Below are 20,234 nucleotides of genomic sequence, written 5' to 3' on the forward strand. Positions count from 1 at the left end.
TGTATCATATTGACAAATAACTTATAAATGCTTAATATTATACAAAAAGCGAGAACATTTGTTCCCTTTGTTAATAAATATCAGATTGCCGTTTCCCAAAAGTATCTGATAATCCGTTTCAAAAGCCTTTCTTTCGCCAAAAAGAAAGGCTTTATCTTTATACTATACATTTCAAGGATTTAAATCAATATTGAATTATGCCGCAAATATCCCCTGCTTTAACAGTACATCAAATGAGCTTGTTCCGTTGTTCTGCCGGAAACAGAATTCGTTTACATATTCCTGCAAGTAGTCTACAGAAACGTGATGATAAATTCCGAGAATTCCACGCTTCAACAGTGCCCAGAACGATTCAATTCCGTTTGTATGAAGTCCGTTGCCGAGGCTGTAAATGCTTTCTAAATGATTTACGCTGATTCTGTAGTAGTTGTTTTTATTTGTGTTTTTATGGTTCATAAAATTGTAGCCTCTAAAATCATCGGTCAGAACCGTTGCGTCTTTCTTGCATACGCTGTCAAGAATATTGAAAAGCTGCTTTCCTGTAAGTTTCTTGCCTTCTTCGTTTGGAAGTGCTACCTTTGCGAATACGTGGCTTGAACTTCTTTCTTTTACACCTACAACAGGAGTTTTTTTAGTTCCACGTCCACGCTTTGAAGGCTCTGTTTCGCCGTTCATTTTTCTAGGTTTACCGCCGATATATGTTTCGTCAATTTCGACCATTGCTTCAAATGCTTTTGACATATCAGTGTTTCCCATTGCAGAGCGTATCTGCTTGAGCATTCTCCACGCTGTTTTATATGTTACGCCGATTTCACGCTGTAACTGCAAGCCGGAAATTCCTTTTTTAGAATTCAAAAATAAATGGATTGCATAGAACCATTTACGCAGGTCTGTTGATGACTTTTCAAAGATTGTGTTTTTGAATGGTGAGAATGTATTATTGCAGTTATGGCAGTTACAAAGTTTTAGATTGTCATTTCTGTGCTGAACACGAACTTTTGAACCGCAGTGAGGGCATATAAGAACATCGTTATATCTGATTTTGAGAAAGTATTTTATAACGGCTTTTTCAGTCGGAAACTTTATCATAAAATCAAAGAATGTCATATATGCCTCCTGCTTTTTAGTTTTTCAAAACAGAATCAATAATCAACCTGCTTACTGTTTTATTCTGTTCTTTTGCTTTTTGTTTTATTGCCATTTCCTCAGATTCAAGGCAGGAAATGACAATCCGTCCGTTTTTATATCCTGTATTATTTGTTGTGCTTCCTTTTTTTCTGCCTGCTCCGGCTCTTGTTCCGCCGTGCTGTGTTGTTTTTTCCATAAAATCACCTACATTATAAACCTTAACGCAATATCCAAAACTTGAAGAATTAAAATTGCTATCAGTATTTTTTCCATTCTGTTCATTATTGACACTCCTATATAATTTGATTATTTTTAAACCGTTCATAGATATTGGCGGTATCTATGAACGGTGGAAAACTAAGCAGACAGCTTAGAAACCAGGTCAAGTATGAACTTTAGAAGTTCTAGCAGAAAAACCAGCAAGGCGATTTTGTCTGCTCTTGACCACAGTTTTTTCTTTTTTCGTTTCACATTTCTATTACCTCCTGATGTTTATAATATAATACATCTTGATTATTATGTCAATAAAAATCAAATAAAAATGTAAAAAAAAATATGAAAATTTGTCGAATTTTATGTTATATTAAGAGTGTATGAGGGGATAATTCCGATAGAAAATATTCAGTTTGAGCCAGACAGCGCGATTCTTTTGGAAAGTGAAAAAATTAAAATTCAGCAGATTGCAAAAATTCTTGAAAACTGGCCGGACAACGACATTTTAGTCACAGGACACACAGCACTTGCCGGAACAGAAAAAATGCGGAAAATCCTAAGCGAAGAAAGAGCAAGCACGGTGGCAGAATATTTAATCGGACTGAATGTGCGGGACAGATTCCACGTGTTTACCCAAGGCTTTGGAGCAGAACGCCCTGTTGCAACAAACAGAACCGAAGAAGGAAAAGCAAGAAACCGCCGCGTTGAAATCACAATTATGGATAAATAGTTCAGCGGAAATTTTTAAAGCAAAAGTCTGTTGACCAATATTTCTTTTCCAATTAGACTTATAGGAATTATGGACTTTGGCTTTATTCATCAAGTGATTCCTCTGTACGAAAAAGCTGCGATTCTGACTTTAAAAGCCGGACTTGCAGGAGTTGTTCTTTCGATTGCGCTTGGACTTTTTTGCGCTGTAATCCGCTACTGGAAAATTCCTGTCGCAAAAGAAATTGTAAAGACATACACAGAACTTTCACGGAACACGCCATTGTTAATCCAGTTGTTTTTTTTGTATTTTGCTTTTCCAAAAATGGGAATAAAACTTTCTTCTGAGCAATGCGGAATAATCGGCCTGACTTTTTTAGGCGGAAGCTATATGGCTGAAACGTTTAGAAGCTCGCTTGAAACAGTCGGAAGAGTTCAGCTTGAATCAGGAAGATGCATCGGTCTTACGGAATTTCAGATTGTGAGATTTGTAATTCTTCCGCAGGCATTTTCAGTTTCCATACCGGGAATTTGCGCAAACACAATGTTCCTTATAAAAGAAACTTCAATGTTCAGTGCAGTCGCGCTTGCAGACCTTATGTACATTGCAAAAGATTTAATAGGACTGTATTACAAAACAGAAGAAGCTCTTTTTCTTTTGGTTGTTTCATATTTTATTTTACTTTTACCAATAACAATTTTAAGTTCATTTGCAGAAAGGAAGCTCCGCTATGCACAGTTCGGAAATGCTTGATTCAATTATAAATTCATTCAGCGTAATTTTCATGGGGAAAAATTTTCTGCGCCTTTTGCAGGGACTTCTTGTTACAATTGAAATTGCGGCAGTTTCTGTAGTATTTTCAATAATACTTGGATTTTTGCTCGGCGCGCTTATGACTGTAAAAATAAAACCGATTCAGATTATCTGTAAAATTTATCTTGAGTTTATGCGCATTATGCCTCAGCTCGTTTTGCTTTTTTTGGCGTACTTCGGACTTACAAGAGCATTCGGAATTTCAATCAGCGGAGAGGCGGCGTCTGTTCTCGTGTTCACACTTTGGGGGACTGCCGAAATGGGAGACCTTGTGAGAGGTGCGCTTGAAAGCATTCCGCGTCATCAGTACGAAAGTGCAAAATCAATCGGACTTAATGAAAAGCAGATTTACATTTATGTAATTATTCCCCAGACTTTGCGCCGGCTTATTCCGCTTGCCATGAATTTAATTACAAGAATGATAAAAACAACTTCAATTGTAGTTTTTGTCGGCGTAATCGAAGTTGTAAAAATCGGTCAGCAAATAATTGACGCAAACAGACTTACAGTTCCCACAGCCGCAATCGCAGTCTATGCTGTAATTTTTTTCATGTACTTTATAGTTTGCTGGCCTCTTTCAATTCTTGCAGGAAAACTTGAAAAACGTCAGAAAGACAATTAAAACTTTGGAGTAAAAAATGAGCTTGCTTGAAATAAAAGACATAAAAAAAGAATTTCCAAAAGTCGGAGGAATTCTAAACGGAGTTTCGCTTGAAGTTGAACGCGGAGAAGTCGTAGTAATTCTAGGACCTTCCGGCTGCGGAAAAAGCACGCTCCTAAGATGCATAAACGGACTTGAAGAAATTCAACAAGGCGAAATTCTTTTGGACGGCGAAATAATCAGCAACAGAAAAAAGAATATGCATTTAATCCGCCAAAAAATCGGAATGGTTTTTCAAAGCTATGATTTGTTTCCGCATTTAACTGTTGAAAAAAATATTTTGCTTGGACCTGTAAAAGCGCAGGGAAGAAATCCTGATGAAGTAAAAAAAGAAGCAGTGGTTTGGCTTGAAAGAGTCGGGCTTATTGAAAAAAAAGATTCGTATCCAAGGGAACTTTCCGGCGGCCAAAAACAGAGAGTTGCTATTGTCCGCGCGCTCTGCATGCATCCAGAAGTTCTTTTGTTCGATGAAGTTACAGCGGCTCTTGATCCGGAAATGGTGCGGGAAGTTTTGGATGTAATGGTGAATCTTGCAAAAGAAGGGCGCACAATGGTGATTGTAACCCATCAGTTGGAATTTGCCCGTGCGGTTGCAGACAGAATTGTTTTCATTGATGAAGGAAAAATTGTAGAAATATCAAAGCCGGAACAGTTTTTCAACAATCCGAAAACTGAACGCGCCAGAAAATTCCTAAAAGCCTTCATGTTTGACAAAGTAAAAAATAGGTGAAATTGCGCTTGACACTTTCCTATCAAATAAGTATGTTTATTCTATCTTAAACAAAAGAGGTAGAACTATGAAAACAAAAAACGGAATTATTCTTGCCACCGGAATTGCAGCAATCCTTGCTTTATTTTCAGCCTGCGTAAAAGAAAACAAAACTTCCGCAAGAACTGTTGAGCAGATAAAGAAAAGCGGAGAAATAAAAATAGCAGTTTTCAGCGACAAAAAGCCATTTGGATATGTTGATGAATACGGCGAATACCAAGGCTATGATGTTTACTTTGGAAACCGCATTGCAAAAGACCTCGGTGTAAAAGTAAAATATGTTCCAGTTGAAGCCGCAAGTCGTGTTGAATTTCTTGTTACAGGAAAAGTTGACATTGTTCTTGCAAACTTCACTGTAACTCCAGAACGCGCAGAAAAAGTTGACTTTGCGCTTCCGTACATGAAAGTTGCTCTTGGTGTTGTTTCCCCGGAATCTGCTCTTGTTACAAAGCCGGAAGACTTGATTGGAAAAAAACTTATAATCAGCAAAGGAACAACTGCTGAAACTTACTTTACAAAAAATTATCCAGAAGTTGAACTTTTAAAATTCGATCAGTATGCAGAAGCCTACTCCGCCCTTCTTGACGGAAGAGGAGCTGGAATGTCAACAGACAACACAGAAGTTCTTGCCTGGGCTTTGGAAAATCCGGGATACAAAGTCGGAATCGAAAGTCTTGGAGAACTTGACACAATTGCCGCCGCAGTTCAAAAAGGAAACACAAGCCTTCTTGAATGGATCAATAATGAAATCGTAGAACTCGGAAAAGAAAATTTTTTCCATGCTGATTATGAAGCGACTCTTCGTTCAACTTATGGAGCAGAGTCTGACGCAGATGCTCTTGTAGTTGAAGGCGGAAAACTTTAATAAAACAAAAAGAAGCCGTAAAAGAGATTGCTTGCAAAAAGCAGTCTCTTTTTTTTAATGAAAATTATGTGGTTAATTTTTGCAATTTTATCTTCCGTATTTGCCGCGTTAACTTCAATTCTTGCAAAAATAGGAATTGATGGCGTAAACTCAAATCTTGCAACAGCAATAAGAACTGCGGTTGTTCTTGCGCTGTCTTGGCTCATGGTTTTTGTAACAGGCGCGCAATCCGGCATTTCCGAAATAAACAAAAGAAACTGGATGTTTTTAATTCTTTCGGGACTTGCAACAGGAGCTTCATGGCTATGCTATTACAAGGCGCTTCAAATCGGGGAAGTTTCAAAAGTTATTCCAATCGACAAAATGAGCGTTGTACTCACATTGATTCTTGCTTTTATTTTTCTGCATGAACAGTTCACGACAAAGACACTGGTAGGCATAATTTTTTTGACCACCGGAACAATTCTTATGATAAAATAAATTTCAAAATTTTTTCAGTCTTTCTGGCAATGTATAAAAGTCAGCTCGTGCTTGTTGTAATTCAAATGCACAACTTTACTGTCTGGAATTTCTTCAAACTTTGAAATCAAATTCCAGTCAGTTTTTCCTTGCATTTTTATTGTGCAAATCATTTTTTTTGTTTTTCCGCTTTCAAGCCACATTTTTATCCATTCAAGAAGACGCTCAGGATAGCAAATCACATCGCTAAAAACCCAGTCGAATTCTCCAAGCGATTCAGGCTTCAATGTAAAAGCGTCATGTGCCAAAAATTCCACGAGCGGATTTTTCATTAACGACGGAACAAGCTCGCTTCTGTCAACTGCAAAAACTTTTGCGCCTAAATTCACAAGAACATAAGTCCAGCCGCCGGGACACGCTCCAGCTTCAAAGCATCTTGAAGAATCAGAAGGAAGTCCGCAGCCAAAAATGCTGTCTGCAACAGAAAGGCTTTCCTGAATTTTTAAATATGCGCGGCTTGGAGGATTTTCGTGATCTTCTATAAATGAAATTTTTCCGGCAGGAAGCGGACTGGAAGTTTTTGCAGAAGCAATCATCATGTTTTTGTCAAGCAAACAAAACAGCCCGATTTCTGATGCAGGAAGTTTTACAGGAAAAGTTTTGGGTTTGAAATTTATATACGGAAGTTTTTCTTGAATCAATGCGGATCTTCTAAAACAAGTTGAACTGCATGAAGCCCATGAACGCTGAATTTTTTTCAGTTCAACAGCGGCTTCTCCAATTGAATCAAATTTCAAAATGAAAGGCTCAAGCATCGCGCTTCTACAAAAATAAGGAACTTTAAAAGTTCCGTCAGAATTTTTTGCGTTGTAGTCAGGAATATATAGAAGTTCTCCGTAAGAAACAGCATTTTCCATAGAAAAAGAAAAACGTTCTTTCAACTCGTCCTTTAAAATTCCGTCCATTTCTGGAAAAGGAAGAAACGCCACGCCTGAATTTTTTTCTATTGAAATGCTCATTCTACAAATTCCGCTTCAGGAGAAATAATCATATCTGCAAGATCAGGATTTTCTTCAGAATTTTCCTGAAGGCTGTTTATAAAGGAAGCCAACGCAGGAGAATCTGGAGAACGCAAAATCTTAAATCCAATTTCAGTTTCACTTTCGTCTTCGTTTTTCCATTTTGGAACACAGACAAATTCAAGCGGACGTGAAAAATCCTGCCGAGAAAAAGTTATAAAAACCGTATACTCCTCTTCTGTATCTACAAAAACAGGATTTGGAAAATGCGCGCTGAATCCAGACATGCTAATATCTTCAAGGACTCCGGGCAAGGCGCAGATACGTTCGCAATCAATGCGCCCAATTTCATTAAAACGCTCTTCCCCTCTGAGTTCCTTTTTCATATCAGTTCATAACCTCTTCGCTGAGTTTCATAATCATGTCGTAAATCGGTTTTCCGCCCGGAACCATAGGGAGAACCATTTCGTCAATGTCAACTTCAGCATCGATTACGGCCGGCTTTTTTGCTTCAAAAGCTTCCTTGAAAACTTTTTCAAATTCCTTTGCATTGCTTGCCTTGTATCCTTTAATTCCGTAAGCATCGGCAAGCTTGCACCAGTCAGGTCCAAAGTCAAGAGTTGTCTGGCTGAATCTTTTTCCGTAGAAAAGACGCTGCCACATTCTTACATTTCCGAGCGCGTGATTGTCCACAACGATAATTACAATCGGAAGATTATAATGCTGAATCGTAGCAAGCTCGTTGCAGTTCATGCGGAATGAGCCATCGCCTGCAATATGCACAACACGGTTATTTTTGTCTGCAAATTGAACTCCCATCGCCGCGCCAGTTCCAAATCCCATTGTTCCAAGTCCGCCGGAAGTTATAAAAGTTCTAGGCTTTGTGAACGGATAAAACTGAGCAGTCCACATCTGATGCTGCCCAACTTCAGTTGTGATAAATGTATTTTCGCCTGCAATCTTGTTTATACATTCGCAGATAAATTTTGGATTTATAGAATGCTCTGGCTTTTTGTCGTAGCATTCAGGATATTCTTTTTTCCATGCCTGAATTTGCTCAATCCATTTCTTGCGTTCTTTCTTTTCAACGGAAGGAATAAGGCGATTAAGGATTTGCTTTAAATCTCCAACAAGAGATGTGTAAGCCGGAATATTTTTATTAATTTCCGCAGGGTCAATATCAATGTGAACAACTTTTGCATTCTGTGCAAATTTAGAAGAATCCAAGATAACACGGTCGCTGAATCTTGAGCCAAGAGAAATCAAAAGGTCGCATTCAGTAACACCCATGTTGCTTGCTTTTGTTCCGTGCATTCCAATCATCCAAGTGCATAACGGATGATTTGCCGGGAATGAAGAGCGAGCCATAAGACTTTCACTTACAGGAATATTTGCTTTTTCCGCAAGTTCCAGAAGTTCTTTTTCTGCGCCGCTTATTCCAATTCCTCCGCCAGCATAAATAAAAGGACGTTCAGAATTATTTATAAGCTCAGCAACTTTTTTTATATTTTCTTCTGAAGGAATATTTATTTCAGCAATTCTTTTTAAATTTGAATGATTTTCTATGAGAATACCGTTTCTTTCATTTTCTTTTGAAAGCGGCTCAAATTCAACTTCCGCAGCAGTAACATCTTTTAAAATATCAATCAGAACAGGACCAGGCCGACCAGTCTTTGCAATGAAAAAAGCTTCACGGATAGTTTTTGCCAAATCCTTTACATCGCGAACCATGAAGTTCTGCTTTGTAATCGGCATAGTCACGCCTGTAATGTCGATTTCCTGAAATGTATCTTTTCCCAAAAGATTGTTTGGAACATTGCAAGTTATTGCGACAATCGGGCTTGAATCCATGTATGCAGTTGCGATTCCTGTTACAAGATTTGTAGCACCCGGACCGCTTGTTGCCATGCACACTCCGACTCTTCCAGTTGCGCGCGCATACCCATCCGCGGCATGGGCAGCACCTTGTTCATGCGCAGTCAATATGTGGTTTATTCTACCTGAATTTTTATAAAGAGCATCATAAATGTTAAGAATGTTTCCACCCGGATAACCAAAAACAGTATCAACACCCTGCTCAATAAGGCATTCTATAACAACTTGTGAACCTGTAATTTTCATTTCTTAATATTTCCTTTTTATTTTTATTTACTGAAGAATCGCAACTTTGTCTGATCGCAGCCTGCGGCTACTTACCGAGTTTGCCATTCGGCAAACTCGCAAATATTTTTACTGCAATATTGCACCTTTATCAGCACTGGAAACCAGTTTTGCGTAGCGGGCAAGGTAGCCGGTTTTTACTTTTGGCTCAGGGGCAACCCACTTCGCTTTTCGGGCGGCAAGCTCCTCGTCGCTTACTTCAAGATGGATTTTGTAGTTGTTTATATCCAAAGTGATTTTGTCGCCTTCCTGAACAAGCGCAATCGGACCGCCTACAGCCGCTTCAGGCGAGCAGTGTCCTAAAGACGCGCCGCGTGTAGCACCGCTGAACCTTCCGTCGGTGATAAGAGCAACCTGCTTGTCCAGCCCCTGGCCTGCAAGAGCCGCGGTAACCGCAAGCATTTCGCGCATTCCCGGGCCGCCTTTCGGGCCTTCGTAGCGGATTACAACAACATCGCCCGCCTTAATCTGCGCCTTCTGGACAGCTTCCATGGCCTCGCTTTCGTCGTTGAACACGCGCGCAGGTCCTGTGTGGTTCATAAGCTCAGGAGCGCAGGCTGAACGTTTTACAACAGTTCCGTCCGGCGCAAGGTTTCCGAACAAAACCGCGATTCCGCCGTTGTCGCTGAACGGATTTTCAATCGGGCGCAGGATTTCCGGATTTCTGTTTTTTACACCTTTGATGTTTTCCGCGATAGTCTTTCCTGTGGCGGTAATCAAAGATGTGTTGATAAGATTCTTTTTTGCAAGCTCAGCAAGAACAGCCTGCACACCGCCGGCATCATCCAGCTCGCACATAAAAGTGTGTCCAGCAGGAGCCAAGTGGCAAAGGTTCGGAGTCCTTTCTGAAATCTTATTCACCTCGTGCAGGTCAATGTCAATTCCGGCCTCATGCGCAATCGCCGGAACGTGCAGCATTGTGTTGGAAGAACAGCCGAGCGCCATGTCCGCTGTAAGCGCATTGCGGAAATTTTCCGCGGTCATCATCTGCCGGGCGGTAATTCCTTTTTTATACAAATTCATGACAGCCATGCCTGCGTGCTTCGCAAGCGCGATTCTTTCGCCGGTAACAGCAGGAATTGTTCCGTTTCCAGGAAGCCCAAGGCCAAGAACTTCAGTCAGGCAGTTCATTGAGTTCGCGGTGAACATTCCAGAGCATGCTCCGCAGCCCGGACAAGCGCGGTGCTCCATTTCCTTAAGCTGCTCCTCAGTGATTTTTCCAACCGCAAGACCGCCTACAGCCTCGAACATATCAGTAAGCGAAAGATTCTTGCCGGAATAAGGATTTGAAGAATCATTTCCCGGAAGATGTCCCGGCATCATCGGGCCGCCGGAAACAAATACAGTCGGCAAATCAAGGCGCGCGGCAGCCATAAGCATACCAGGAACAATCTTGTCGCAGTTAGGAATCATAACAAGAGCGTCAAACTGATGGGCCTTTGCGACACATTCAACGCTGTCGGCAATCAGCTCGCGGGTAACAAGCGAATATTTCATTCCCTCGTGCCCCATCGCGATTCCGTCGCAAACGCCAATCGCAGGGAATTCAATCGGAGTTCCGCCTGCCATTCTAACGCCGGCCTTAACAGCCTCTGCAATCCGGTCAAGCTCAATGTGCCCCGGAATAAGTTCATTTTTTGCGCAAATAACGCCGACAAGCGGCTGATTCAATTCCTCATCAGTATAACCAGAAGCATAAAAAAGAGAACGGTGCGGCGCGCGTGCCGTACCTTTGCAGGCATTGTCAGATTTTTTTGTCATAGTCGAACCTCGGTATAAAAACTTCCTCTAACAAACAGAAGTTTTAAAATTCATTTTTTATATTAAATAACTTCAAAAGCCAGTCGATTTTTGAAACTATTTTCCATTATACAGAAATACATAGATTTGTAAAAGTCAGAGCTTTTTAAAAGACAAACTGAATTGCAGCGCAAAAATTATCTTCTTCCAAAAGCCTCAAGATTTGCAAGTCCTCTTTTAAACTGCGGAATTCTTGCGCAAGCTGTCGTATTCAGCGGACTTGTTTCGCCTCGCTCAAGAAAATGATATGCAACTCCAGCAATCATCGCACCATTGTCTCCACATAATTTTAAAGGAGGAAAAATGCAGTTGATTTCATTATGTTCTGCAAGCATTGCCCTGAGCCGTGAATTGGCAGCAACTCCGCCACCAGCAACAACAGTTTTCAGCCCGGTATCTTCCACTGCCCTAAGCAATCTTGAAACCAAAGTTCTGCAAGCAGTCTCCTGAAAAGATGCCGCAATATTTTCAACTGATTTTTCAAAGCCTGAATTTAAAAACATATCAGCCTGATGAATTACAGCAGTTTTCAATCCGCTGAAAGAAACATCATAACGATGATCACCCTTGTCAAGTTTTGGAAGAGGAAAACTGAACGCCTCTGGATTTCCGTTTTTAGCAAGCTTGTCAATTATAACTCCTCCCGGATAACCCAAGTCATAATATTTTGCAACCTTGTCAAACGCCTCGCCCACGCTGTCATCAATTGTAGTTCCTAAAATTTCCAAGTCGTCAAAGCCGTTCACTTTTGAAATAATGCTGTGTCCACCGGAAACCAAAAGTCCAATATACGGATAAGGAATGTCATTTTCAAGATGAGCAGCATACATATGTCCAAGCATATGGTTAACAGCTATAAAAGGTTTGCCCGAAGCCCATGCCAAAGTTTTTCCAAAAGTAAGTCCTACCAAAAGCGCGCCCATAAGTCCCGGACGATTTGTAGCGGCAATAGCATCAACTTCATCAAGAGTCAAATGAGATTCCTCAAGGCTTTGTCTTACAACCGGAAGAATCCATTCAGCATGCTTGCGGCTTGCAATCTCTGGAACAACGCCTTTGTAAATCTGATGAAAAGGAATTTGAGTTGCAACAACATTGCTTAAAATTTTTCTGCCGTCTTCAACAATCGCACAGGCTGTTTCATCACAAGAAGATTCTATTCCAAGAACTTTCATATATACTCCAATAAATTCCAAGTAAAATTATTTTTGAATTTGCGAAGGAAAAGCAATCTTGTATCCTTTTTGCTTTAAATACGGATACATATCATTTAAAAGCTGCGGAAGAATCTTTGCAGATTTATCAACGTGGCCAATCATTATAACTTTTCCATTTTTATTTGCAATTCCAAGTCCACGGTAAATTTGAGCAAGCATTTCATCTTTAGAAATTATATCATCAATAAAAACATCACGCTCAAGAATTTTCATATCCCGTTCCAATGCGGCTTGAGGAGCTTTTGTCTGCGCGGAAGTTCTGGAATCCACAAAGAAAATTCCGTTGTCAAGAACAGCATCAAGAACCGCTCCAATTTTCATAACATCGCAAGTTATAAGGGAACCTTCATGATTGTTAAGACCTTTTATCGGTCCGATTTCCGCAATATTTTCTGAAACCTGTTTATAAACTTCGCTCAAAGACATATCAGGCAAAATCGCACCCGCTCCGGGATTAAGCTTCAGATTCTGGGCTTGCATTGGCTGATGAAGCATAAGCTCCTGTCCAGAATTTCTTACAATTGCCGCACAATCTTTTGAATGCGCAAGCTTTGGGAGAACCGCAACAGCAATCGGAAAAGGAAGACTCGTGTAAAGCTTTAAATTATAAGTGTCATATCCTCCGTCATCAATTATAAAAACAAGAGTCGCTCCATTTTTTGCAGGCGGAATCGAATATTTTTCAACTTTTATTTCTTCAGTTTTTTTCGCAGGCGGATTCACAGAAGCAATCTTCGGCTCGTCTTTTTTTATTTCCTGCTTGGAAACTGGCTGAGGCTTTTTCTCTTCAGATTTTTTTTCAACTGGAACTTTTTTTATTTCAGGCTGAATCTCGAGCGGCTTTTGAACAGCTTCTTTTTTTTCAGGCTGAACATTTTTCGGCTGATTTTTGTTTTCTGCAACTTTATTTTTTTCAGCAAATTTATTCTTTTGTTCCTGACGCAAAACTTGCTGCTCAACATTTTGAACTTTTGGCTGCTTCTCTTTTTTGGGAGATGAAAAAACAAAAGCCATGGAAAGAAAAACCGCGCACAAAAAAATAATCAATGCGGATAAAAGGAGGACCCTTTTATTATCAAGAATTATCTTTGGCTTCTTTTTACGAGGGCTTCGTTTTTTTGCAGTTCTTTTTATATTTTGTTTTTTTTCAGCCATTTTTTATCAATAAAGAATTTTTAGCAAAGCTATAAGTTTGCATCTGGCACAATCAAATTAAAAATGCGATCCAAATCTTCAGAAGAAAAATAATTTATAGAAATTGTTCCCTTGCTGAATCCGCCTTTCAACTGAACTTTTGTTCCAAGCCGCTCAATCAGTTTTTGCTCAAGCGCCGCAAGATTCGGATCTTTTTTTGGCTCTGGTTTTAAATCTGTTTTAGCAACTGAAGAAATTCCACTTTTCATTTCCTTGGCAATATTTTCGGACTGTCTTACAGAAAGTCCCTGCCCGATTATTTTTCCAAAAAGAATCCGCTTGTCAGAATCATTTTCCAAACTCAAAATAGCGCGCGCATGTCCAGAAGAAATTGAATCCGTAACAAGAGCTTTTTGAATGTCTTCCGGAAGCTTTAAAAGCCGAAGACAGTTTGCAACAGTAGATCTGTTTTTTCCAACGCGTTCCGCAACCTGATCCTGCGTTAAATTTCCAAGCTCCATCAAATCATAATAAGCCTGGGCCTCTTCCAGCGCATTCAAATCCGTACGCTGAATATTTTCTATAAGCGCAACTTCAAGTTTTCTTTGCTCCGAATATTTTCTAAGCTGAACAGGAATTTTTTTAAGACCTGCGGCTTTTGCTGCTCGGGTACGGCGTTCACCAGCAATGATAAAAAATGTTCCGTCGTTTGCATCTTCTATTATTACAGGTGAAAGAATTCCTTCATTGCGAACTGATTCTGTAAGCTCTGCAAGTTTTTCATCATCAAAGTAAGTTCGAGGCTGACGAGGATTCGGTTTTAAAAGAGCCGGATCAACCCAAAGCGTTCCATTTTCATCGGAAGAAATTCCTGTCGGAAGATTTAAATTTACAGGAGACGCATTTTCCTTAAGCTGAACTCCATTCTCAGAAATTTCCTCGGACAAATCAGCTTCCTGCATCAAGGCTCCAAGACCTTTTCCTAATCCCTGATGTTTAGCCACGGCTGATTACCTCTTCTGCAAGTCTCTGATAGCTTTTTGCGCCAACACAATTCGGATCATAAACACAAATCGGCTCGCCATGTGAAGGTGCTTCTGAAAGTCTTACGTTGCGCGGAATAATTGTATTAAAAACAACATCCTTAAAATAGCTTTTTACCTGCATAACAACATCCTGCGCAAGACGAGTTCTTGAATCGTACATAGTAAAAAATATTCCGCCGATTACAAGATTTTTATTTATGCTTTCCTGGACTTTTTTTACTGTCTGCAAAAGAAGGGTGATTCCTTCAAGCGCAAAATATTCACACTGCATCGGAACAAGAACAGCATCCGCGGCGGCAAGCCCATTCAATGTAAGAATTCCAAGGGAAGGCGGACAGTCAATCAGAATGTAATCATATTTTTCACGGACAGGAGCAAGGGCATTCTTTAAAAAGTACTCGCGGTTTTCCTGATCTACAAGCTCAATTGCCGCGCCAGACAAATCAATAGATGCACTTATGACATCAAGATTTTTTACACCCGAATGCTTTATAGTTTCATCAATAGTGGACTGCCCCGCAAGAAGCTCGTAAATGGTAGGCTTTTTTTTGCTGACTCCAACGCCGCTAGACATATTTCCCTGACTGTCAAAATCAACGAGCAGAACTTTTTTTCCGCCGACAGCAATATATGCCCCGATATTTATAGCAGATGTAGTCTTGCCAACGCCACCTTTCTGATTAACAAAAACAAATACCTTTCCCATGATTAAACCATTATAAATTATATAGTAATAATTTTCAATTAATATGAGCCAGTTTCAAACTTCCGTTAAAATTGAAAGAAAATTTTATTGCTGTGCTTTTATTTTAATGCAGAAACTGAAAACTTCTGCTTGTAAAGTCTTGCAAAATAAAAAATTTCTGCCACAGCGGTAATCGTCCAAGAAAAAGCAAAAAGCAAATAAAGCGATTCAATTGTTTTAAAATATGCAAACACGCTAAAAATCCAGGCAATTCTAAAAACACAAGAGCCAAGAATAACAATTACAGTCGGAACGGAAGTCTGTCCAAGTCCGCGGGAAGCTGCAATAGTGCAATCCATAAATGCTGAAATGCAGTAAGAGAAAGCCATTATCGAAAGTCGCCTCATTCCAAGTTCTATAATTGCAGAATCTGAAATAAAAATCGAAATAAAATTTCTTCCGAAGATAAAAAGTAAAATTCCCAAGAACAATGCAAAACAAAATGAGCAGGCAAGACTTATAAAATAACTTTTTAAAACTCTGGATTTTTTTTCGGCACCGTAATTCTGTCCTATGAAAGTTGAGCAAGCAACGTAAAACGCGCTCATAATATTGTAAACAAGCGGATCTGAATTTGAAGCCGCAGAATTTGCAACAACCATAGAAGCGTCAAAAGAATTAACTCCAATCTGAATAAAAAGATTTGCGAATCCAAAAATCGCATTCTGCAGCCCGGCAGGGATTGCAATCTTTAAAAGTCGGAAAAGTTTTGACTTATTGACTTTAAGTTTGGAAAAACGCAACGCAAGAGAATCAGTTTTTCTGTGCAGTTTTATAAAAACAAGAAATGCTGAAACATAAAGAGCGACAACACTTGCAATTGCAACTCCGGCAATATCCATTTTAAAATGAATGACTAAAAGCAAATCCAGTACAACATTGAAAATTCCAGAAATAAAAAGAAAAATCAAAGGCGATTTTGTGTCTCCTTCCGCGCTAAGAATTCCATTTCCGAAATTATAAAAAGCAAGAGCAGGAAGCCCGACCATGTAAATTCTAAAATACAAAACCGCACCTTCAATAAGAACCGGCTTTGTGCTCATCAAATTCAAAACGGAACGGGAAAAAATTATTCCGGCAGCACAAACAAGAAATCCAGCAACAAGGCAAACAATCGCGGAAGTATGAACAGTTTCGCAAATGTCCTTTTCATTTTTTGCGCCTATAAAAAAAGCCACAATGACATTAACGCCGGAACCAAATCCAATAAGAATTCCTGTGCACAAAAAAACAAGAATTGTCGTAGAGCCAACCGAGCCAACAGAAGACGAACTTGCAAAGCGTCCCAAAACGGCAATATCAGTCATGTTGAAAAAAGTCTGGAGAAGATTTGTAAAAATTAGAGGCAAACTGAAAATCAAAATATTTTTAAAAAGCGGACCTTCAGAAAAATCTTTTTTAACTGACATCTTTGTAACCCTTTCCGTAGAAATATATCACTTCTAATAAAAATGTAAAGGCTTAAAAAATGTGCTATCAGTACAAACGCATTATAAATAATTTAAGTAAAGTTTGCGCGAAGGAACGGTTTCTGGGGCAAAAACACTCTGATTGCTGCGACCGCGTGAGCGGGCAATTCTATAGTTACTTTGCAACAATCAGCGTGTAGCGCATTATTGCGCGATTTTGAACCAGAAAACCGTGTCTGGGAGCCAGTTTTATGCTGAATACATTTATAATGCGTTTGCCCTGAATGCGCTATCCTCAAAAACAAATGTTTGTGCTAATATAAAAATATGATTTTAAGCGCAGTATTTTCAAAGCCATCAAAAACTTGCCAGGAAATTTTTGGCAAGCCTTATATAAAAATTCGAATCTGGAAAAATCCATCCCCTTCCGCAAAAAAGCAAAATAAATTTCAAGCTGAATTTTTTACGGAAAAACAGGCATTCCAAAAAAGTTTCACTGCGGAACAAGCGCAGGAATTTATTGAAAAGCACGCAGGAACAGCTTTTAAAAACTGCATTGTAAAAACAGACACCGAAGAAATCACAACAATGGCAAATAAAAAAGGCGAAATAAAAGTTTTCAGAAAAGCTACAAAAAATTTTTCAACGGAACAAAAGTTTTCAAATAATTTCAACCGAATAAAAAACTACATTCTGCAAGAAGGAAATCCAGTTCCATTTTTAATTGAGCTTGGAGTTATGACAAAAGACGGAAAAGTAGTCGCGCAAAAATATGACAAATTCCGTCAGATAAATAGATTCCTAGAATTTATAAACGATATAATTGAAAGCATTGAAAAACTAAATGGAGCTTCTTACACTCAGGAAAATCCTCTAAGAATTGTTGACTTCGGATCAGGAAAATCTTATTTAACTTTTGCGGTTTATTATTTTTTAACTGAGTTGAAAAAAATTCCTGCCTACATAACAGGACTTGATTTAAAAGAAGATGTAATAAAAAACTGCGATTCCCTTGCAAAAAAACTTGGATGCAAAAATCTTGAATTCAAAATTGGAAACATTGCAGATTATTCATCCGAAAAAAATCCAGACATCATAATCACGCTTCACGCCTGCGACACAGCAACAGACTTCGCACTAGACTATGCAGTTAAACATAATGCAAAAGCAATTCTTTCAGTTCCTTGCTGTCAGCACGAAATAAACAGTCAGCTCGAAAAATAAAAAATCAAATCAGAAAGTCCATTCGCTTCAATTGAAAGATTTGGAATTTTACGTGAACGATTTGCCGCAATTGCAACTGACGCAATCCGCGCAGAACTTCTTGAGCAATGCGGATACACAGTTCAGGTTTTGGAATTCATCGACATGAGCCACACTCCAAAAAACATTTTAATCCGCGCTGTAAAAAAACAGTCAGACAATTTTAAAAATAAAGAATCAAAAATCAGAATTAAAAGCTTGCTTGATGAGCTTTACTGCAATCAGACACTTGAAAAACTTTTGAGCAAAGAATCAAAGCTATAGAAAAAAAAAATCAACTATGTTAGACTTAGTTAATTTTTTAATAAAAGGAAGCAGATATTATGGAAGAGAAAGAAATACTTGAAAGAGCTGCAAAATATATTGCAGAAGAAAAAGACGATTCTTTCCGCAAGGAAGTTGAAGATTTAGTTGCAAAAAAAGATATGGCTGAACTAGAAGACCGTTTCTATCAGAGTCTTGAATTCGGAACAGGCGGACTTCGCGGTGTAATGGGCGGCGGAACAAACCGCATGAACACACTCAACATTTCAAAAGCAACTCAAGGTCTTGCAAATTATTTAATCAAGGCTTTTCCAGAAGAAGCAAAGAACGGCACATTGAGCGCATGTGTAGCTTATGACAGCCGCCATAACCATGATAAATTTTCTGACATCACAGCAAGAGTTTTTGCCGCAAACGGAATCAAAGCATATCTTTTCACTTCTCTTCGCCCTACTCCAGAACTTTCTTATGCAATCAGAATTCTTGGATGCAAAACTGGCGTTGTTGTAACTGCAAGCCATAATCCTCCACAGTACAACGGCTACAAAGCTTACTGGGACGACGGCGCGCAGGTTGTTGAGCCACATGACAAAGGAATCATCGATGAAGTCAACGCAGTAAAAGAAGTAAAGCTTATAGAAAAAGACGAAGCTGTAAAAGCAGGAAAAATCGTTTTAATCGACAAGGAAATCGATGAAAAATTCCAGGCAATGATAAAGTCAAATCTTTATCGTCCTGAGCTTATAAAAGAAAAAGCAAGCAGCGTAAAAGTTGTATACACTCCGCTCCACGGAACTGGCGCAATGCACGTTGAAAAAGTTCTCGGCGACCTTGGACTGAATGTAATCACAGTTCCAGAACAGCGCGAAGGAAACGGAGACTTTCCGACAGTAGAAAAGCCAAATCCGGAAGAAGCACCAGCGCTTAAAATGGCAGTTGAGCTTGCGGAAAAAGAAAAGGCTGATGTTGTAATGGCAACAGACCCAGACGCAGACAGATTCGGAACAGCATTTCCAGACAAAAACGGAAAATACGTTCTTGTTTCAGGAAACCAGATGGGTGCGCTTCTTGCAGACTATGTTCTTCTTTCAAAAAAAGAATTCAACAAGATGCCGGAAAAACCAGTTCTTATCCGCTCAATCGTAACTTCACCTTTCGTTGATTCAATTGCAAAAAAATACAATGTGGCTGTAAAAGAATGTCTTACAGGCTTCAAGTGGATTGCTTATGATGAAGGCCAGATGGAAAAAGACGGAAGCGGAAACTATGTATTCGGACTTGAAGAAAGCTACGGTTATCTTGTAGAAACAGAAGTTCGCGACAAGGACGGAATTTCAGCCGCGGCAATGTGCGCAGAAATGACACTTTACTGGGCAAGCAAAGGAAAATCACTCCTTGAGCATTTGAACGATATGTACAAGGAATACGGACTTTTTGAAGACCGCGCAATCAGCAAATATTTTCCTGGAGTACAAGGTCCAAAAATAATGGGCGGAATCATGACAAAGCTCCGCACAGAAGGACTTACTTCTCTCGGCGGAAAGAAAGTTATAAAAATCCGCGACATCCAGCAGCAGGTTGCTTTTGATCCGGCAAATCCGTCTTCAAAAGAAAACCTTCCTTGGCCAAAGAGCAATGTTCTTCAGTTCATTCTTGAAGGCGGAACAATTGTAAGCGCACGCCCAAGCGGAACAGAACCAAAGATTAAGTTCTACATAAACAGCACGGTTCCTGTTTCTGCAAAAACAGACGAAGCATTGGAAGAAGCAAAAAAAGCTGCCGACAAGCTCTGCTCAGATATTTCAGAAGAAATAAACGCAGTTCTTAACGCAGCAGGCTGAATTTAAAAAAACAACAATGGTATCCGTAATGATTTTTGCGGATGCCATTGTTTACAACTTATGGCATTTAAAATCTTCAACAGTTTTAGAAACCTCGCAAGGGAATTTTATTCAGGAAAAACTTTTGTGGCATTCGACACAGAAACCACAGGACTAAAAGCTGAAAAAGAATTCATAATAGAAATCGGCGCTGTAAAATTCAACTGCGATGGAATTATCGGTGAACCGTTTGATATTTTAATAAAGCCGCCAATAGAACTTCCGCAGTTCATAAAAGACCTAACACATATCACAGACAAAATGATTTCATGCTGCCCATGCGCAAAAGAAGCTGTCCCGCAGTTTTTAAATTTTGTCGGCGGAAAAGAAACTGTTCTTGTAGCGCACAATGCGCAGTTTGACTTAGGCTTTATAAATTCTGAGTTAAAAAGATTCAGCCATCCAGAACTTCCAAACGTTTGCATCGATACATTGAACGCCTCAAGATGGGCATATCCTGATTTCATAAAGGAACAGGAAAAAGGCCAATACAAACTTCAAAGCCTTGCAAAAAGATTTGGAATAGAAGCAAAAGCAGCACACCGCGCAAACGATGACGCAAGACTTTGCATGGAAATTTTCAAGCGGATAATAAGCGACACAATGGACAAGCAGAAAAATTTTTCAATAGACAAAATCAAAAGAAATCCAGTTCAAATCGAATTGTTCTAAATTAAAAT

At 39.4% G+C, this 20,234-nt stretch carries 21 protein-coding genes; 10 read left to right on the top strand and 11 right to left on the bottom strand.

What is annotated here, in order from left to right:
- Positions 1-195: 195 nt before the first annotated feature.
- On the bottom strand, positions 196-1,107 hold the full coding sequence (locus TRESU_RS10395; RefSeq protein ID WP_013700533.1) for an IS1595 family transposase: 912 nt from the start codon (positions 1,105-1,107) through the stop codon (positions 196-198).
- 16 nt (positions 1,108-1,123) lie between these two features.
- Positions 1,124-1,453, bottom strand: a complete 330-nt coding sequence (locus TRESU_RS10400) for a hypothetical protein (RefSeq protein WP_013700534.1) — start codon at positions 1,451-1,453, stop codon at positions 1,124-1,126.
- A 264-nt stretch (positions 1,454-1,717) separates the two neighbouring features.
- Here TRESU_RS10400 and TRESU_RS10405 point away from each other — a divergent pair, with 264 nt between their 5' ends.
- The 6 genes from TRESU_RS10405 to TRESU_RS10430 all read left to right on the top strand — a co-directional run bounded on the left by TRESU_RS10405 (position 1,718) and on the right by TRESU_RS10430 (position 5,638).
- The gene (locus tag TRESU_RS10405; RefSeq protein ID WP_041612058.1) at positions 1,718-2,071 is read left to right on the top strand and encodes an OmpA family protein; all 354 of its coding nucleotides are present in this window, start codon (positions 1,718-1,720) and stop codon (positions 2,069-2,071) included.
- Between the two features lie 69 nt (positions 2,072-2,140).
- Complete coding sequence (locus tag TRESU_RS10410) at positions 2,141-2,803, top strand: amino acid ABC transporter permease (RefSeq protein WP_013702174.1); 663 nt, start codon at positions 2,141-2,143, stop codon at positions 2,801-2,803.
- On the top strand, positions 2,781-3,485 hold the full coding sequence (locus TRESU_RS10415) for an amino acid ABC transporter permease (RefSeq protein ID WP_013702175.1): 705 nt from the start codon (positions 2,781-2,783) through the stop codon (positions 3,483-3,485). Before TRESU_RS10410 ends, TRESU_RS10415 begins: the two co-directional genes overlap by 23 nt.
- 16 nt (positions 3,486-3,501) lie before the next feature.
- Positions 3,502-4,254: an amino acid ABC transporter ATP-binding protein gene (locus tag TRESU_RS10420; RefSeq protein WP_013702176.1), complete on the top strand. Its 753-nt coding sequence runs from the start codon at positions 3,502-3,504 to the stop codon at positions 4,252-4,254.
- Positions 4,255-4,321: 67 nt separating this feature from the next.
- Positions 4,322-5,158: a cysteine ABC transporter substrate-binding protein gene (locus TRESU_RS10425; protein WP_013702177.1), complete on the top strand. Its 837-nt coding sequence runs from the start codon at positions 4,322-4,324 to the stop codon at positions 5,156-5,158.
- Positions 5,159-5,221: 63 nt separating this feature from the next.
- On the top strand, positions 5,222-5,638 hold the full coding sequence (locus TRESU_RS10430) for an EamA family transporter (RefSeq protein WP_277299664.1): 417 nt from the start codon (positions 5,222-5,224) through the stop codon (positions 5,636-5,638).
- Positions 5,639-5,652: 14 nt separating this feature from the next.
- Here the strand turns inward: TRESU_RS10430 and TRESU_RS10435 are convergent, their stop codons facing one another.
- The 9 genes from TRESU_RS10435 to TRESU_RS10475 all read right to left on the bottom strand — a co-directional run bounded on the left by TRESU_RS10435 (position 5,653) and on the right by TRESU_RS10475 (position 16,147).
- Positions 5,653-6,636, bottom strand: coding sequence for an SAM-dependent methyltransferase (locus TRESU_RS10435; RefSeq protein ID WP_013702179.1), 984 nt, complete (start codon positions 6,634-6,636; stop codon positions 5,653-5,655).
- Positions 6,633-7,022 (bottom strand): PilZ domain-containing protein, encoded by a 390-nt coding sequence (locus TRESU_RS10440; protein ID WP_013702180.1) that lies wholly within the window; start codon positions 7,020-7,022, stop codon positions 6,633-6,635. The genes TRESU_RS10435 and TRESU_RS10440 overlap by 4 nt, the downstream gene beginning before the upstream one ends.
- 1 nt (position 7,023) lies before the next feature.
- On the bottom strand, positions 7,024-8,757 hold the full coding sequence (ilvB, locus tag TRESU_RS10445; RefSeq protein WP_013702181.1) for a biosynthetic-type acetolactate synthase large subunit: 1,734 nt from the start codon (positions 8,755-8,757) through the stop codon (positions 7,024-7,026).
- A 108-nt stretch (positions 8,758-8,865) separates the two neighbouring features.
- A complete protein-coding gene (gene ilvD, locus TRESU_RS10450) occupies positions 8,866-10,557 on the bottom strand; it encodes a dihydroxy-acid dehydratase (protein WP_013702182.1) in 1,692 nt (563 codons plus the stop codon).
- A 176-nt stretch (positions 10,558-10,733) separates the two neighbouring features.
- The gene (gene tsaD, locus TRESU_RS10455) at positions 10,734-11,771 is read right to left on the bottom strand and encodes a tRNA (adenosine(37)-N6)-threonylcarbamoyltransferase complex transferase subunit TsaD (RefSeq protein ID WP_013702183.1); all 1,038 of its coding nucleotides are present in this window, start codon (positions 11,769-11,771) and stop codon (positions 10,734-10,736) included.
- Between the two features lie 27 nt (positions 11,772-11,798).
- Entirely contained in the window at positions 11,799-12,968 is a 1,170-nt protein-coding gene (locus tag TRESU_RS10460) for a divergent polysaccharide deacetylase family protein (protein ID WP_013702184.1), read from the bottom strand.
- A gap of 29 nt (positions 12,969-12,997) precedes the next feature.
- Entirely contained in the window at positions 12,998-13,951 is a 954-nt protein-coding gene (locus TRESU_RS10465) for a ParB/RepB/Spo0J family partition protein (RefSeq protein ID WP_013702185.1), read from the bottom strand.
- Entirely contained in the window at positions 13,944-14,699 is a 756-nt protein-coding gene (locus TRESU_RS10470) for a ParA family protein (RefSeq protein WP_013702186.1), read from the bottom strand. The genes TRESU_RS10465 and TRESU_RS10470 overlap by 8 nt, the downstream gene beginning before the upstream one ends.
- 98 nt (positions 14,700-14,797) lie before the next feature.
- Positions 14,798-16,147: an MATE family efflux transporter gene (locus tag TRESU_RS10475; protein ID WP_013702187.1), complete on the bottom strand. Its 1,350-nt coding sequence runs from the start codon at positions 16,145-16,147 to the stop codon at positions 14,798-14,800.
- Positions 16,148-16,474: 327 nt separating this feature from the next.
- Here TRESU_RS10475 and TRESU_RS10480 point away from each other — a divergent pair, with 327 nt between their 5' ends.
- From TRESU_RS10480 to TRESU_RS10490, 4 genes are all read left to right on the top strand, one after another.
- The gene (locus tag TRESU_RS10480; protein ID WP_245535671.1) at positions 16,475-17,371 is read left to right on the top strand and encodes a class I SAM-dependent methyltransferase; all 897 of its coding nucleotides are present in this window, start codon (positions 16,475-16,477) and stop codon (positions 17,369-17,371) included.
- A gap of 129 nt (positions 17,372-17,500) precedes the next feature.
- The gene (locus TRESU_RS15665) at positions 17,501-17,674 is read left to right on the top strand and encodes a hypothetical protein (RefSeq protein WP_245535672.1); all 174 of its coding nucleotides are present in this window, start codon (positions 17,501-17,503) and stop codon (positions 17,672-17,674) included.
- 59 nt (positions 17,675-17,733) lie between these two features.
- Entirely contained in the window at positions 17,734-19,515 is a 1,782-nt protein-coding gene (locus TRESU_RS10485; RefSeq protein WP_013702188.1) for a phospho-sugar mutase, read from the top strand.
- 60 nt (positions 19,516-19,575) lie between these two features.
- On the top strand, positions 19,576-20,226 hold the full coding sequence (locus TRESU_RS10490) for a 3'-5' exonuclease (protein WP_013702189.1): 651 nt from the start codon (positions 19,576-19,578) through the stop codon (positions 20,224-20,226).
- Positions 20,227-20,234 lie beyond the last annotated feature (8 nt).

This window comes from Treponema succinifaciens DSM 2489, from assembly GCF_000195275.1.
Lineage (GTDB): Bacteria > Spirochaetota > Spirochaetia > Treponematales > Treponemataceae > Treponema_D > Treponema_D succinifaciens.

Coding starts and splice junctions, on each gene's coding strand:
- TRESU_RS10395 (WP_013700533.1), bottom strand. CDS start 1,107: ATGACATTCTTTGATTTTATGATAAAGTTTCCGACTGAAAAAGCCGTT.
- TRESU_RS10400 (WP_013700534.1), bottom strand. CDS start 1,453: ATGAACGGTTTAAAAATAATCAAATTATATAGGAGTGTCAATAATGAA.
- TRESU_RS10410 (WP_013702174.1), top strand. CDS start 2,141: ATGGACTTTGGCTTTATTCATCAAGTGATTCCTCTGTACGAAAAAGCT.
- TRESU_RS10415 (WP_013702175.1), top strand. CDS start 2,781: ATGCACAGTTCGGAAATGCTTGATTCAATTATAAATTCATTCAGCGTA.
- TRESU_RS10420 (WP_013702176.1), top strand. CDS start 3,502: ATGAGCTTGCTTGAAATAAAAGACATAAAAAAAGAATTTCCAAAAGTC.
- TRESU_RS10425 (WP_013702177.1), top strand. CDS start 4,322: ATGAAAACAAAAAACGGAATTATTCTTGCCACCGGAATTGCAGCAATC.
- TRESU_RS10435 (WP_013702179.1), bottom strand. CDS start 6,636: ATGAGCATTTCAATAGAAAAAAATTCAGGCGTGGCGTTTCTTCCTTTT.
- TRESU_RS10440 (WP_013702180.1), bottom strand. CDS start 7,022: ATGAAAAAGGAACTCAGAGGGGAAGAGCGTTTTAATGAAATTGGGCGC.
- ilvB (WP_013702181.1), bottom strand. CDS start 8,757: ATGAAAATTACAGGTTCACAAGTTGTTATAGAATGCCTTATTGAGCAG.
- ilvD (WP_013702182.1), bottom strand. CDS start 10,557: ATGACAAAAAAATCTGACAATGCCTGCAAAGGTACGGCACGCGCGCCG.
- tsaD (WP_013702183.1), bottom strand. CDS start 11,771: ATGAAAGTTCTTGGAATAGAATCTTCTTGTGATGAAACAGCCTGTGCG.
- TRESU_RS10460 (WP_013702184.1), bottom strand. CDS start 12,968: ATGGCTGAAAAAAAACAAAATATAAAAAGAACTGCAAAAAAACGAAGC.
- TRESU_RS10470 (WP_013702186.1), bottom strand. CDS start 14,699: ATGGGAAAGGTATTTGTTTTTGTTAATCAGAAAGGTGGCGTTGGCAAG.
- TRESU_RS10475 (WP_013702187.1), bottom strand. CDS start 16,147: ATGTCAGTTAAAAAAGATTTTTCTGAAGGTCCGCTTTTTAAAAATATT.
- TRESU_RS10480 (WP_245535671.1), top strand. CDS start 16,475: ATGATTTTAAGCGCAGTATTTTCAAAGCCATCAAAAACTTGCCAGGAA.
- TRESU_RS10485 (WP_013702188.1), top strand. CDS start 17,734: ATGGAAGAGAAAGAAATACTTGAAAGAGCTGCAAAATATATTGCAGAA.
- TRESU_RS10490 (WP_013702189.1), top strand. CDS start 19,576: ATGGCATTTAAAATCTTCAACAGTTTTAGAAACCTCGCAAGGGAATTT.